The sequence below is a fragment of the Roseovarius sp. genome (assembly GCF_027019125.1).
GTDB lineage: Bacteria > Pseudomonadota > Alphaproteobacteria > Rhodobacterales > Rhodobacteraceae > Roseovarius.
In genome coordinates, this window is the sequence record NZ_JALUXE010000024.1 from 83,656 (window position 1) to 97,197 (window position 13,542).

General features: G+C 63.9%; 11 protein-coding genes. 5 read left to right on the plus strand and 6 right to left on the minus strand.

Features of this window, described 5'->3' with window-relative positions; all coding sequences use genetic code 11:
- Window positions 1-75: 75 nt before the first annotated feature.
- Genes flhA through MVC20_RS07750 form a run of 3 tightly spaced genes read left to right on the plus strand, consistent with a single transcriptional unit; the run spans window position 76 to window position 4,126 of the window.
- On the plus strand, window positions 76-2,226 hold the full coding sequence (gene flhA, locus MVC20_RS07740; RefSeq protein ID WP_297540041.1) for a flagellar biosynthesis protein FlhA: 2,151 nt from the start codon (window positions 76-78) through the stop codon (window positions 2,224-2,226).
- 11 nt (window positions 2,227-2,237) lie between these two features.
- Window positions 2,238-3,401, plus strand: a complete 1,164-nt coding sequence (locus MVC20_RS07745; RefSeq protein ID WP_297540043.1) for a hypothetical protein — start codon at window positions 2,238-2,240, stop codon at window positions 3,399-3,401.
- A complete protein-coding gene (locus MVC20_RS07750) occupies window positions 3,398-4,126 on the plus strand; it encodes a FliA/WhiG family RNA polymerase sigma factor (RefSeq protein WP_297540045.1) in 729 nt (242 codons plus the stop codon). The genes MVC20_RS07745 and MVC20_RS07750 overlap by 4 nt, the downstream gene beginning before the upstream one ends.
- A gap of 20 nt (window positions 4,127-4,146) precedes the next feature.
- Here MVC20_RS07750 and MVC20_RS07755 read toward each other — a convergent pair whose 3' ends face one another.
- From MVC20_RS07755 to MVC20_RS07770, 4 genes are read right to left on the minus strand one after another with little or no spacing between them, the layout of a single operon-like run.
- A complete protein-coding gene (locus MVC20_RS07755) occupies window positions 4,147-5,157 on the minus strand; it encodes a Hint domain-containing protein (protein WP_297540047.1) in 1,011 nt (336 codons plus the stop codon).
- A gap of 53 nt (window positions 5,158-5,210) precedes the next feature.
- Window positions 5,211-6,836 carry a flagellar filament capping protein FliD gene (gene fliD / locus MVC20_RS07760; RefSeq protein WP_297540049.1) on the minus strand — a complete coding sequence of 542 codons (1,626 nt, stop codon included), beginning with the start codon at window positions 6,834-6,836 and terminating at the stop codon, window positions 5,211-5,213.
- A 59-nt stretch (window positions 6,837-6,895) separates the two neighbouring features.
- On the minus strand, window positions 6,896-8,047 hold the full coding sequence (locus MVC20_RS07765; protein ID WP_297540051.1) for a flagellar motor protein MotB: 1,152 nt from the start codon (window positions 8,045-8,047) through the stop codon (window positions 6,896-6,898).
- A 17-nt stretch (window positions 8,048-8,064) separates the two neighbouring features.
- Window positions 8,065-8,826 (minus strand): MotA/TolQ/ExbB proton channel family protein, encoded by a 762-nt coding sequence (locus MVC20_RS07770; protein ID WP_297540052.1) that lies wholly within the window; start codon window positions 8,824-8,826, stop codon window positions 8,065-8,067.
- Between the two features lie 249 nt (window positions 8,827-9,075).
- Between MVC20_RS07770 and MVC20_RS07775 the strand changes: the two genes are divergently transcribed.
- Window positions 9,076-10,554 carry a flagellin gene (locus MVC20_RS07775; protein ID WP_297540055.1) on the plus strand — a complete coding sequence of 493 codons (1,479 nt, stop codon included), beginning with the start codon at window positions 9,076-9,078 and terminating at the stop codon, window positions 10,552-10,554.
- A 184-nt stretch (window positions 10,555-10,738) separates the two neighbouring features.
- Window positions 10,739-12,061 carry an RNA polymerase factor sigma-54 gene (gene rpoN, locus MVC20_RS07780; RefSeq protein ID WP_297540057.1) on the plus strand — a complete coding sequence of 441 codons (1,323 nt, stop codon included), beginning with the start codon at window positions 10,739-10,741 and terminating at the stop codon, window positions 12,059-12,061.
- A gap of 15 nt (window positions 12,062-12,076) precedes the next feature.
- Here the strand turns inward: rpoN and MVC20_RS07785 are convergent, their stop codons facing one another.
- Window positions 12,077-12,775, minus strand: coding sequence for a PDZ domain-containing protein (locus MVC20_RS07785; protein WP_297540059.1), 699 nt, complete (start codon window positions 12,773-12,775; stop codon window positions 12,077-12,079).
- A gap of 12 nt (window positions 12,776-12,787) precedes the next feature.
- The gene (locus MVC20_RS07790; RefSeq protein WP_297540061.1) at window positions 12,788-13,483 is read right to left on the minus strand and encodes a hypothetical protein; all 696 of its coding nucleotides are present in this window, start codon (window positions 13,481-13,483) and stop codon (window positions 12,788-12,790) included.
- Window positions 13,484-13,542 lie beyond the last annotated feature (59 nt).

Below are 13,542 nucleotides of genomic sequence, written 5' to 3' on the forward strand. Positions count from 1 at the left end.
CACGCCCTTACACCCGAAAATTGGCACGCGATTTGCACCCATTCCCCTGATGCGACGCAACACAAGGGATACCCTATGGCCGCGCTGAGCCGTGCCTCTTACCGCCCGCAACTCGGAGCTGGTCTGCTGCCTGTGGGCATCCTCGCCGTTGTGGCGATGATGGTGCTGCCGCTGCCCCTGGCGCTGCTCGACATTTTCTTTGTGTTCAACATCCTACTGTCGCTTCTGGTGCTGATGGTCGCGCTCTACAGCTATCGGCCTCTGGATTTCTCGTCCTTTCCCTCGGTGCTGCTGATTGCCACCGTGTTCCGCCTCGCGCTCAACGTGGCCTCGACCCGGATCGTGCTGACCTCGGGACACGAGGGCAGCGGTGCTGCTGGCAAGGTGATCGAAGCCTTCGGCAATTTCGTGATCGCGGGCAATTTCGCCGTGGGTCTGGTGGTCTTTGTCATCCTCGTCATCATCAACCTCATGGTCATCACCAAGGGCGCGGGTCGCGTGTCCGAGGTCTCGGCCCGCTTTACGCTCGATGCCATGCCGGGCAAGCAGATGGCGATTGACGCCGATCTCAACGCCGGGATCCTCACCCCTGAACAGGCCCGCGCCCGCCGCGCCGAAGTGGGCGAAGAGGCGGATTTCTACGGGGCCATGGATGGTGCCTCGAAATTCGTCAAAGGCGATGCCATCGCCGGTATCCTCATTCTTGCCGCCAACATTCTGGGCGGCATCGTCATTGGCACTTCGCAATACGGGCTCTCGCTGGGACAAGCGGCGGAAACCTATGTGCTTTTGTCCATCGGCGATGGTCTCGTGGCGCAGATCCCCTCGCTTTTGCTCTCCATCGCCACGGCGGTGATCGTGACGCGCGTGGCCTCGGCCAAGGACATGACCGGCCATATCGGAAGCCAGATCGGCATGCACCGGGCATGGCTGCCGGTGGCGGCGGTCATGGCCATCATCGGCCTTATTCCGGGCATGCCCAACCTGCTCTTTATCCTAGCGGCCATGGCGGCGGGCGGGGTGGCCTGGGCCACCCGCAAACAGCCCGCCCCCGGCGAAACCGCCGAAGCCCCAGCCCCTGGCCAAGCGCCGCGTCGGGCCGCCCTGCCGGCCCCTGGCGGCGCGGGTGCCAGCCAGCCGGGCGCGCGCCCCGACACCAGTGGCGCCATCACCGCCGAGGATGTCACGGATTATGCGCCCATCACCATCCAGATCGGCTTTGGCCTTATTCCTCTGATCGAAGAGGGCTCAGGCGGCGCGCTGGTCTCGCGCATCACCGGCATCCGACGCGAGGTCTCGACCGCGATGGGCTTTGTCATTCCCGGCGTGCGTATCCGCGACGATATGGGTCTGCCGGCCAACAGCTATCGCATCCGCATCCGTCAGGCCATCGTGGCCGAAGACATGGCCTATCCCGACCGCAAGCTGGCGCTGCCCGGCGGCGGCACCACCCGCAAATTGCGCGGCATCGAGGTCAAGGACCCGTCCTTTGGCATGGATGCCGTGTGGATCCAGCCACATCAACAGACCGAGGCCGAAGCGGATGATTACGTCGTGGTCGAACCCGCCTCTGTGGTCGCCACCCATCTGAGCCAGATGCTCTATGCCCATGCCGCCGACCTTCTGGGCGCGGATGACGTGCAGGGGCTCTTGGACAATCTCGAACGATCCGCCCCGACATTGGTGGAATCCGTGGTGCCGAAGCTGGTGCCGCTGCATGTGCTGACCGCCGTGTTGCGCGCGCTCTTGCGTGAGCGCATGCCGATTGCCGACCTGCCGCGCATTCTAGAGGATCTGGCGGGTATGTCCGCGCGCCTCAGTGAACCGCAGGACATGGCCGAGGCGCTTCGCCCGGCCCTCGCCCCGCAACTGCTCCAACAGATCGCGCCGCTCAAGGAAAGCCTGCATCTGATCACGCTTGCCCCCGATCTCGAAGACCTGCTGACCCGCTCGCAGCACGACACCGCGGGGCTGATCGTGGAACAGGGGCTGACGCGCCAGATTCTTGGCCAATTGAACGAGGCGCAGGAAACGCTGGCCGGTCAGGGCCGCCAGGCGGTCGTGGTGGTTTCCGCCGCGCTACGGCGTGCCTTTGCTGCCTTTCTGCGCACCCATGGCGTCGATGCCATCGTGATGGCTGTCTCCGAACTGCCCGACAACCGCCGCGTCGAAATCGCGGCCTCCATTGGCGGTGCCAGACCCACCCCGCCCAAACCGTCCAACTGAGGATGTGACCGATGAGCACGATGACCTTTCGCGCACGAGACAGCGTAACCGCGTTGGAACAGGTGCAACGCCGCCTCGGACCGGACGCCCTGATCTTGTCCAATGACCTGGTCGACGGGCAGGTTGTGATCGTCGCCAGCAATGACTCTCCGGAAAGCATCCCGCACCCCGCGCCGCGTCTGCGGGCTGTGCCCACGTCTCAGCGCGTTGACGTGGTGGTGGATGATCCGATTGACCCGATCGTGCCGCCGGCACCGGCGCTGACGGCGCCTGCGGCGCGCCTGCCCAGCTTTCTGAATGCCCAGGCCCCGAACCCCTTTGATCGCATCCTGAGCGAGGCCAAGGTCGCCGCCCCTGCCCCCGAGACGCCCGAAGGTGATATTCCGGACATCCAGACGCCCGAGCCAGAGCCAGAGGCAGAGGTAGAGACAGAGACAGAAGCAGAGGCAGATCCTGCGGCTGAGGCTGAGCCAGAGCCAGAGGCAGAGACCGTGCCTGAAACACCGGCACCGAGCCTGCCTGATCCTCTGATCCTGCGCGACCGTCTCCTCTCGACGCCACGGATCGTCCTTGTCGGGCAGGTCGGTGCGGGCAAATCGCAGATCGCTCTGCAACTGGCCCTGATGCGCCTCACCCGCACACCGGGCGTCACAGTAGAATTCTGCTTTTGTGGCACCGGATCGCATGGTGACGGCGCCGTCTTGGCACAGAAATCGCATCTGCTGGGTATGACAACCCTGTTTGACACACCCGATACCCTCGCCGCGCCCAAGCCGGGCACGATCCAGATCGTCGTAATCTCGGGGCGGGGCAGCGACGGCGCAACATTGGCCGAATCCGCACTGAGCCTGCCAGAGGCCCGCGCCGCGCTGGTCGTGCCCGGCGGCCTGCGCCCCGAGCGCATCGCCGCACTTCAGCACCGTTGGGCAGAGCGGACCATATCCGCGATCCTGTCGGGCTGCGAGGACATGCCCGACGCCACCACAGATGTGGCGGCGTTGCGGTCTGTGGGTCTCGTGCCGCTCTGGTGCGCGTCAAACGACCGGCTGGTCGATGGGTTGCGCGTCATCGAGGACGACACCGCGACCGAAGCCGCGACCGTCGATGACCAAACCGACCTGTCACAGCCCACGCTCTTTCGCCACCACGGCCCCGATGCGGAGTCCCGGTCATGATTGCCCCCCAAGCCTATGCCGAACAACAGCCCAACCCGGCCCGTCTGGTCGAACAGCACATGCCGCTGGTGCAACGGCTGGCCTGGCATTTTCATGGTCGCGTTGGCCGTTTCATCGAAATCGACGATCTGTTGCAGGCGGGCTATCTGGGTCTGATCGACGCCTCACAGCGCTATTCGGTCTGTGACGGGGTCAGCTTTGCAGCTTATGCAGCGATCCGCATTCGCGGTTCGATCATCGACCATCTGCGCCGCAATTCGAACCTATGCCGCAACTCGATCACCATGCGCCAGAAAATCGAGGCCACCCGCCGCAAGCTGTCGCAGCAGCTGGGGCGCGAACCCGAAGTGCCGGAACTGGCCAAATCGCTCGAGCTTACGACCGAAGAATTCCAGGATTGGGAGAGCCGCTTTCAGACCAATCAGCTTCAGTCGCTCGACGAGGTTTATACCGACCACTCGCTGCTGTTCAGCGATCATGGCACTTCGCCAGAGGATGAGGTGGAACATATCCAGCTCAAGGCGCTGCTGCAAAGCGCGCTGGAAGAGCTGCCAGAGCGCTCGGCGCTGGTGCTGCAACTCTACTATGTCGAAGAGCTCAACGTCTACGAGATCGCGGCCATCCTCGATGTCACGACCGGGCGTGTGTCGCAGATCAAGAAGGCGGCCATCGGACAATTGCGCGACCTGATGCAGGCAAGGCTGCATCACGACGCGGCGGAGTGATCCATCAGGATGCGCGCGCGTCAGCTTGCCAGGGGAAATTCTGCCTCGGGTGCGGCCTCGGGCCAGAGCGCAAGCGCCCGCCGGGTTTGCCAGACGCCTAGGGTTTCGGCCAGCGCCGGATAAGCCTGGCCAGCATAGCCGGCCGCTGCCAGAGCGGCATGAACCTCGACCCGTCGCTCCGGGGACAGGCGCGCGATGATCTCTGGACAGGGATAGAGGCTCTCGATTGGCGTGCCATTGGCAAGGATCAGCGCGTGACGATCCAGCAACAGGTGATGGTAGGCGATCCGACCAGACGGATGCGCAACGCGCACCCCTGGCAAGCCCACAAAACCCAGTGCAGGACCAAGGCAGGGCGGCGCATCCCTATCCGGCTCCGGGACCGGCAACGGGAGATGATGCAACGGCGACAGCTTGAGCGGGCGCATGGGATGCCCAGCGCCCAGCGCGCCCACTTCAAAGCGGACGGGGGCCACGGAATTGGAGGTGAGCGGATCAAGATCGACCTCGCTCACGCCCGTCCAGATCACCACCCGCTCTGCGCCAGAGGCATCCAGGACCCGATCGCCCACGTCCAGTGTCTGCACCTTTCGCGCGCCCGTCGGGGTCAGGATTTCGGTGCCCGCGACCAGACCCAGTGGGCCGCCTGCATCGCAGCGATAGCCAATGGGGGCCAGATCGACGATCAGCGCCACCATGTTCGGCGCATAGGGCGCTCCTTGGGGGTAAACATAATAGATCTCGCCGGTATCTTCCTGCCGCAACAGGAGCAGATCATGGGCCTCGCCCTCAGGCTCGATGACATCGAGCAGGGGCATGCCGGGCTGGATATGGCCGGATCCGAGCACGATGCAGGATGCGCCGCGGAGCGTCACGCGCGTTCCCACCTCGAGCAGGAAACCATCCACCGATAGCGCACCTTCGCGCAACTCTCCGAGATCATCGCGCAGAACCGCCTCGCGCGCGCAGGTCGGGCATTCCGCAAGAGGCTCGCCGCCGAGTACCTGATAGACCACGTGCCACTCAGCCATGCCGCGTGCCTTTCCCCAAAGCCGTCCCGCATCGCGCTGCGCAGTTTTGCGGATCACCGATCCGCATTCCACCCATCCACGAGGTTGGTCAGGTAATCGCCGGTCGAATTGAGCTGCGTCACGATCATTTCCATCTGCGTGAACTGGCTGAGATAGCGCGTGCGCACCTCTTCGGATCGCCCGTCCAGCACCTCGAGGGCGGCGGTCTCGGTGGCAATCGACTTGCCCAGCGCGTCCTCGCGCTGCGCCAGCGCGCTGCCGTCGGCCAGAACGCCCGACAGAAAGGTTTGCAGGCTGCTGACCATGCTGGGTTGAAAATTGATCTCTGCCTGCTCGGTCGTGGCCCCGACGGTCAGCGACAGACCGCGCATCGGCCCCGAAGGGACGCGGTAGGTCCAATCGCCATTCGCTTGTGCCGAACCGAACAATGCCACGCCGTCAAGCGTGGCCGCGCCGGTTGCGGCATCGCGCACCAGCGCATAGCGCCCCGCCGTGGCAGCGGCACCCGGGGTTCCGGTGATCTGCACATCCTTGCCCACCAGATCGTCACGGATCAGCGGATCGAGCAACCCCGGATTGGCGCCCAGCGCCCTGGAAAAGCGGTCAGCGTCGAGCGCGAGGCTTCCGTCGCGTTCGGTGCGAATTCCGATGTCCGACAGATGCACGCCCTGCACGCCAAACCCGCGCGAGAGCACGGATTGCATGCCACGCAACACACCATCGGCCAGACTGTCGCCCGCCAGATCGCCCGCCACGCCGCCTTCGCCAAAGCCGCGTGCGGTCAGTGACTTCACAAGGGTCTGGGTGGCATTGATGATGTCCACAAAGCTCTGCATGACCTCCAGCGCGCCCTCGACATTGGCCCGGCCCGAGAGGGTGGCATCGGTCAGGGTCTGCGCCGTGATGTTGAGGGTCACACCCGGCAAGAGATCGTCGATCTGGTTGCTGGACCGGGTGACGGCAATGCCGTTGAGGCTAAGCTTGGCGTCCTGCCCACCCTGGACCTGAATGGCACCGGGATCGGTGCTGATGTCGAACTGCGCCATGCGCGGATCGGCATCCGCCGCCACGCTGAGGCGCAGCTCGTTCTGCGAGCCCGTTTCGGAAATGACGCCCAACGAAAAGGTGCCGTCGCCGAGGTCGATCACCCGCGCCGACAGCCCCTCGATGCTGCTGAGCGCCTCGGCCATATCGGCAAGGGTGCTGCCGGGTTGAAAGGTGATGGTCTGCGCCGTCCGTTCCCCGGCGCTGAACACCGGCGGCACATCCTCGGACCACGAACCAAAGGACACCGTCAGCGCGCCCGCGCCAATCTCGGCCTCGGCCTCGGAGAAACCGACATAGCTGAGAACCTGTGACTGCGCGAGTTGCGACACACCGATGCGCGCGCTGCGCAGGTCCACCGCGCCCGGATCGCTGACCGTTACGGCAACAGCGCTGTTGTCGCTGCTCAGACTGCGGGACGAGAGGCCGCGCATGAGGTCCAGCGCGTCGCCCATCTGTTCGGCCTGCCCGCGCAGTCGGTCATAGCCCGACAGGCGCACCTCGGCCCGGTCGATCCGCTCGGCGACGAGCGCCCGCCGGGGCGCAATCTCGGCCTGCGTCAGCGAGTCGGCCAGTTCCGTGATATTGATCCCTGTGCCGCCGCGATTGAGCGCGACCAAAATCTCGTTTTCCATGATAAGCCCTCTCTGCCCCTGACAACGGCACGCGGCGCAGGGCTGTTAGGCCCCATCCCTCAATAGGTGATCTCGATTTCGATCCGACGGTTCTGTGCCCGGCCCGACGCGGTGTCATTCTCGGCCACCGGCATGGATTCGCCCCGGCTGGTCGCGGTCAGGCGCTCGGGCTCGATCAGCCCGGACCCCGACAATTCACGCACCACCGAAGAGGCCCGCGCAGCGGCAAGGCCCCAATTGTCACGATAGGGCGACGCCGCACCCAACGGCACCGAATCCGTGTGTCCGGTCACGACAATTTCGCTGGCCTCGCCCATCGCGGCAAAGGCCAATCGCGCCATCACGTCTCGGGCCTCGTCGGTCAGGTCCGCCCCGCCCGAGGGAAAGGCCCCGCCTTCGCCCACGGTGATCACGACCTTGTCGTCGCGCTGCTCGACCGATACCATCCCCTCGCCGATTTCCTGCTGCAGGGCGACGCGCAATTGCGCGTCGGCAATCGCGGCGTTGCGTGCGGATTGCCCGGCCTGCGTCTCGGCCTCGGCCTTGGACTGCATGACATCGGCCATCTCCTGGAGATTGTCCGCAAGCCCTTGCATCATCACATCGGAGGCGGATTGCCCGGTCGCCTCTGCGGCCTGTTGCAGCGCATCAGCCGCCTCGGTCAACTGTGCCGGCAGGCTCTGGGCATCGGGGGCGTCAAAGCTCATCACCACCTCGCCATCGCGGGTCTCGACCTTGAGCTGGCCAGACTGCAGCGCCTCTTGCAGGGCCTGAGCCAAATCGCGCGCTTCGGATTGGCCGGGCGCATCGGCCCCCTCGCCTTCGGCGGCACCTTTGCCATCCTCTTCGGTTACGGGGCGCTGAATCTCGGGTTTCTCGGTTTCGGTCGTGTCCTGTGTCATCTGTTCGGTGACGGACATTTCCGGCGAAGGGCTAAAGGAAAGGTCCAAGATCGTGGTGCCCTTGGGCTGCTCCATCACCGGCACCTGCCTTTGCACGCCAAAGGCCATGCTGAGCGATCCCGCCACCATCTTGAACTTGGGCTGGTTGAACTCGGCAAAAGACAGGATCAGCACGAAGAACGCCATCAACAGCGTGGCGATATCGGCAAAGGTCGCCATCCAGGCGGGCGCGCCCTTGGGCGGGCATTTCGGGCACTCGTCCTCGGGGGCCTCGATGGGCACAGGCAGGGGAATGGGTTTGCGCGCCATGTCTCAGAGCACCTTGTTTAGGCTGCGAGCAGCTTGGTTTGCAGCTTGGGCGGCAGGACCGCGACCATCTGTTCTTGCACGTTGCGCCCGGACTCGCCCTTGGCGATGTTGCGCAACCCTGCCAGAACCATATCCCGATACGCGGCCTCGCTGGCGGTATACCCCTCCAGCTTGGACAGGACCGGACCAAAGATCACGTTCGCGACAAAGGCCCCATAGAGCGTGGTCAACAGCGCCACCGCCATCGCGGGGCCGATTGCCTTGGGGTCGGCCATGTTGCCCAGCATCTGAACCAGACCGATCAGCGTGCCGATCATGCCCATGGCGGGGGCAATGTCGATCCAGCCACGCAGCGCCTCGTGAACCTCGCCGTGGCGCACTTTCATGGCCTTGATCTCGTCCGAGAGTTGCTTGACCAGCTTGGACTCGTCCGCGCCGTCCACCAACATCTGCAATCCCTTGGAAAAGAACTTGTCCGGCACTTCCTGATTTTCCAGCGCCATCAACCCGCTTTTACGGGCGATGTCCGACAACTCGACCATCTTGGTGATCAGGCCTTCCGGACTTGGGGCCTTGGGCATGAACGCCTTGCCCATGGCCCCAAAGCTACGCAGGAAAACCGGCATGGTGCATTTGTACATGACGGCAAAGAATGTCCCGCCGAACACGATCAGGATCGAGGCCACGTCAATGAACGGCCCGAGACCGCCTGCTGCCAGCATCGATCCGATCACCATTCCCAGTGCACCGATCAAGCCGATGAGCGAAGCAATATCCATTGTCAGGACTCCCTGAAAAGCGTGGCAACTGGCACTCAGCCAAGTCTCGTGAGAGAAGGGGCAAGAACCATACCAAGCCGATCAGGGCCGAAAGCAAAAGTATTAAATTGTTAAATTACAGATACTTAAAACGATTTTGAGAAATTTCGCTAAACATTTTCCGCCGCCGCCGTTGCTCTTGTCAAGCGCTGGACAGCGTATCCAACCCAAGCGCTGCCCAACGTAGGACGTCAACCCAGGAGACTGAAAATGACCACGATCAATACCAATATGAGCGCGATCACGGCACAAGCCAACATGAAGCGCGTCAACGACGATATGAACGCGGCCATGAGCCGCCTGTCCTCGGGCCTGCGCATCAACGCCGCCAAGGACGACGCCGCCGGCATGGCCATCGCGGAAAAGATGACCTCGCAGATCACCGGCCTCAACCAGGCCGTCCGCAACGCCACCGACGGCAAGAACCTGCTGGACACGACCGAAGGCGCGCACGTCGAAGTTTCCAACATGCTCCAGCGTCTGCGCGAACTGGCCGTTCAGTCGTCGAACGACACGAACACCGCCTCTGACCGTTCGAACCTCGGGGCCGAAGCCAAGCAGCTCGTGACGGAAATCAACCGCGTCGCCAAGGACACCACCTTTAACGGTATGAACATTCTTGACGGCTCCTTCACCGGCAAGCAATTCCAGATCGGCGCTGACTCGGGCCAGGTCCTCAACATCAGCGTGGACAGCGCCGCCGCGACCGATATTGGCGCGCATACCGTGACCTCGAACGTGTCGCTGGCCGCAGGTGCGGGCACCACCGACACCGGCATCGCCGCCGCCACGACCATCAACATCACCGGTTTTGCCGGCAGCGCCGAACTGACCACCACCGCAGGCCAGTCGGCCGAGGAAATGGCCGCAGCGATCAATGATGTCAGCGCCTCGACCGGCGTTACAGCATCGGCTGAGACGAACCTTGAGCTGTCGGGCTTCTCTGCCGCCGACACTGTCACCTTCGACGTCAACGGCGTGAATATCGGCACCGTTGCAATCTCGGATACGTCCGATCTGCGCGGCATCGCCACGGCGATCAACAACCAGTCTGGCCGGACCGGCGTGACCGCGACCATGGGCGACGACAATTCGACGATCAAACTGACCGACGCAACCGGCGCCGACGTCCTGATCTCCGGGTTCACCACCGGCACCGGCACCTCGACCATGGCTGTCACGGCGATGAATACGGACGGCACAGCCTCTGGCGCGACCGCGGGCACGCATACCGCGACCCTCACCGATGCTGCTGGCGACGCCGCCATCAGCGGTCAGGTGGAACTGAGCTCGACCAAGCAGTTCTCGGTCGGGACCGATGTTGTCACCGCCGGGACCGTGTTCTTCGAGTCCGCAGCCAACACCTCGGAACTGAGCTCGGTTGCTGAAATCGACCTGACGACCCTCGAAGGGGCCGCCGACGCGCTCAAGGTGATCGACGTCGCCCTGCAAAAGGTCAGCCAGGCACGTTCCGACCTCGGTGCCGTGTCCAACCGTCTCGACAGCACGATCTCGAACCTGACCAACATCACGGTTAACGTTACCGCGGCGCGTTCGGGGGTCATGGACGCCGACTTTGCCAAGGAATCGTCCGAGATGGCACGCTCGCAGATTCTGTCGCAGGCCAGCACCGCGATGCTCGCACAGGCCAACCAGTCGGCTCAGGGGATGCTCTCGCTGCTCCGGTAAACGTCGAAATCTCGACAGTATCGAAAGAACCCCAACGGTATCGTTGGGGTTTTTTCAATTTAATCAAAGTGACTTAGTGGATTTTATCGTCACCGGTTCGACAAGCCCCATAGCGTCGAATTCCGAGTCTTCAGTCTAACGGCAGGCCAGATAGGTATTTAAGCACGAGATAGGAGAAAAATTGATGAACCTGCAAATTTCTCAACGCGCGGCCCAAACACAGGGGCTTGTCATGACGGGCCATATGCAACAGGCGATTGCCCTGCTGCAACTGTCGAATACCGACCTCCAACGCTATATCGAGCAGGAGGCCGAGGAAAATCCGTTCATCGAAGTGGCCCGCTCTGACCGCGCCCTGCCCAGCCTGCCGCATGTCGGCGGCAGGGGGACGGATGCCGACGACGCCACGGGCCGGATCGCCGATCACCCGCTCTCGCTCTATGCCCATGTCGCGGCTCAGTTCGATCTGATGTTTCATTCTCCCGAGGACCGTCTTATCGCCGACCGCTTTCTCGAAGCGCTGGATGAGAACGGCTGGCTTGGCGAACCTCTGGAAGAGATCGCCTTTGCCTGCGGTCTCGACATGGCCGAGGCAGAACACATGCTGCACGCGGTGCAGGCGGCTGAGCCTGCGGGCCTCTTTGCCCGCAACCTTGCCGAATGTCTGGCTCTTCAGGCCGAGGATCAGGGCCTCATGACGCCGCTCTTTCGCGCCGTGCTCGACAACCTGCCGCGCCTTGCGGCCGCGGATCTGGTCGGGTTGGCTCGGGTCTGTGCCTGCTCCATGGAGGAGCTGCGCGCCACGCTGAAACAGTTGCGCAGCCTCAATCCCAAACCCGGTGCCGATTTCCACTTTACCAATATTGAAGAGCGTGAACCGGACCTGATCGTCAGCCGTGGCGCATCGGGCTGGAAGGTGGAACTCAATCGCTCGACCCTGCCTGCCGTGCTGGTGGACGAGGAGAGCGCCGCCGTGGCGACGCAGGACAAGCGCGCCCGAGAGTATGTCGGTGAGCGTCTTGGCGTTGCCCGCTGGCTGCGCCGCGCGGTCGAACATCGCAACCAGACCGCCCTTGCCGTGGGTGCCGAGATCGTGCGCCGTCAGGCCGCGTTTCTGGAGCATGGTCCGGCCAAGATCGCGCCGATGACGCTGGCCGATGTGGCGCAGGCGATCGGCGTGCATGAAAGCACCGTCAGCCGCGTGACGACCGGCATCCTGATGGTCACACCGCAAGGCACCATGGGGCTCAAGCGGTTCTTCAGCACCGCGCTTGCCGGCGATGCCGATGGCGAAGGCGGGGCCTCGGCCGCAGCCGTCCGTTACCGGATTCAAAAGATGGTCGCCGGGGAAGACCCTGCCAATCCGCTGAGCGATGATGCCATCGCCCAGATGATCAGCGCCGATGGCCCGGTCCTGGCCCGCCGCACGGTCGCGAAATACCGCGACATGCTGCATATCCCCTCGTCCTTTCAGCGCAAGCGTCAGGGCAAACTGAACAGCATGTAATGCGCGGTCGAGGCGTCAGCGCGCCACGACCCGCTCTGGCTGCGACCGCACCGGTGCGTGAACGAACCGCATATCCGGTGCCAGCGTGGTCATCTGCCTGTGCAAGTTCCGTTCTGACTTTGCCGCAATCACCCGCCAAAGGCGAAAGCCGCGCGCCGTACGATCCGAGCGCACCAGCATCGGCGCAGCGCGCCAGAAATACACGCAGATAAGCCCCTGAAGCGCGGCCCCCGCAATCCATCCCAACGGGACAGAGAGAAGCAACAACGCAGCCCACAGGATCAGCGGCGTCCAGAGCCGCATCTGGATCATGTAGAGTGGCGGCATCAGGGCCAGCACCGATGGCGTCCGCGGTTGCGCATCATAGCTTTCATCCGGGCCGATCATGACATCAAAGTTCTTCCACCGGTCCTCCGGGCGATGCTCGGGAAGGGCGGCGATGGCCTCGGGCTTTGGCATCACGCGCCAGCGTCCAAGAATGGCGCTGCGCCCCAGTATCGGCCACACCTGCCCGTCACGGCAGATCCACATCAGGCGCGCACGCTCGGGCTGCTCCTTGAACAGGGCCTGGATATCCTTAATCGTGCCGTCGACCGACTGCCCGTCCACCCGGAGCAGGATGTCACCGGGCCGCAGGCCTAGCGATTTGCCCAGCGGATTGACCGAGGTCAGCGCGAGCGCGGTGGCGCGGGGTGATGGATCAGTGGGGCTCATGCGCCCACCCTCCTAGGGGAAACCAAAGGGATTAGGTTCGACGCGGGCCTGCGGCTTCTTGCGCGACGGAGCCTTGGCAACCGGCTTGGGTGCGGCAGCGGCAGTCTGTGGTGCGGCCTTGGCAAGCACCTCGGCCCGCTCTGCCAGCATCTTTGTCATCGCGAGTTGCAGATCCGACAGCCCCTTGGCGAAGGCATCGCGTGTCTCGACATGGCTGGCCTCGACCCGATCGACCAGACCGCGCAGCATTTGCGGCGCGGCGGGGTCCTCGGTGGCAGACATGGCCTCGGCCAGACGCGCGGTCTCGGCCATCATCGTTTCCTCAAGGCGCTCGATCCCGGCGGTCTGCGCCGCCTCGATGGCCGCCACCTTCTCGGACATATCGCCCAGCGCCTCTAGCTGCGCCTGCAAGTCGCCCACGGATTTGGAGAAAACCGTCAGCGCCTCGATCTGGGTGGCGGTCGCGGTCCGCATGTCCGACAGGGTGCGCAGATAGACCAGACCGGCCAGCGCCACACAAAGCACCGCCGAGGCCACCACACCAAAGAGGAGCGGCTTCATGCCCTTGGCGAATTTATCCAGCCGCGCGGCGGCGGCCAATGTCTCGGTCGATACGCGCGCCACATCCTCGGCGCTGTCATTGGCGGCGGTCGCCGCCTCCAGCGCCAGTTGAATACTGTTTTCCAGCTCGGTCGGGGGGGTGGTCATGCGGGAATCCTTTGGATGTTGGGGATCGCCGGAGGGTCCGGCCCTGGCCCGAGCCTGCA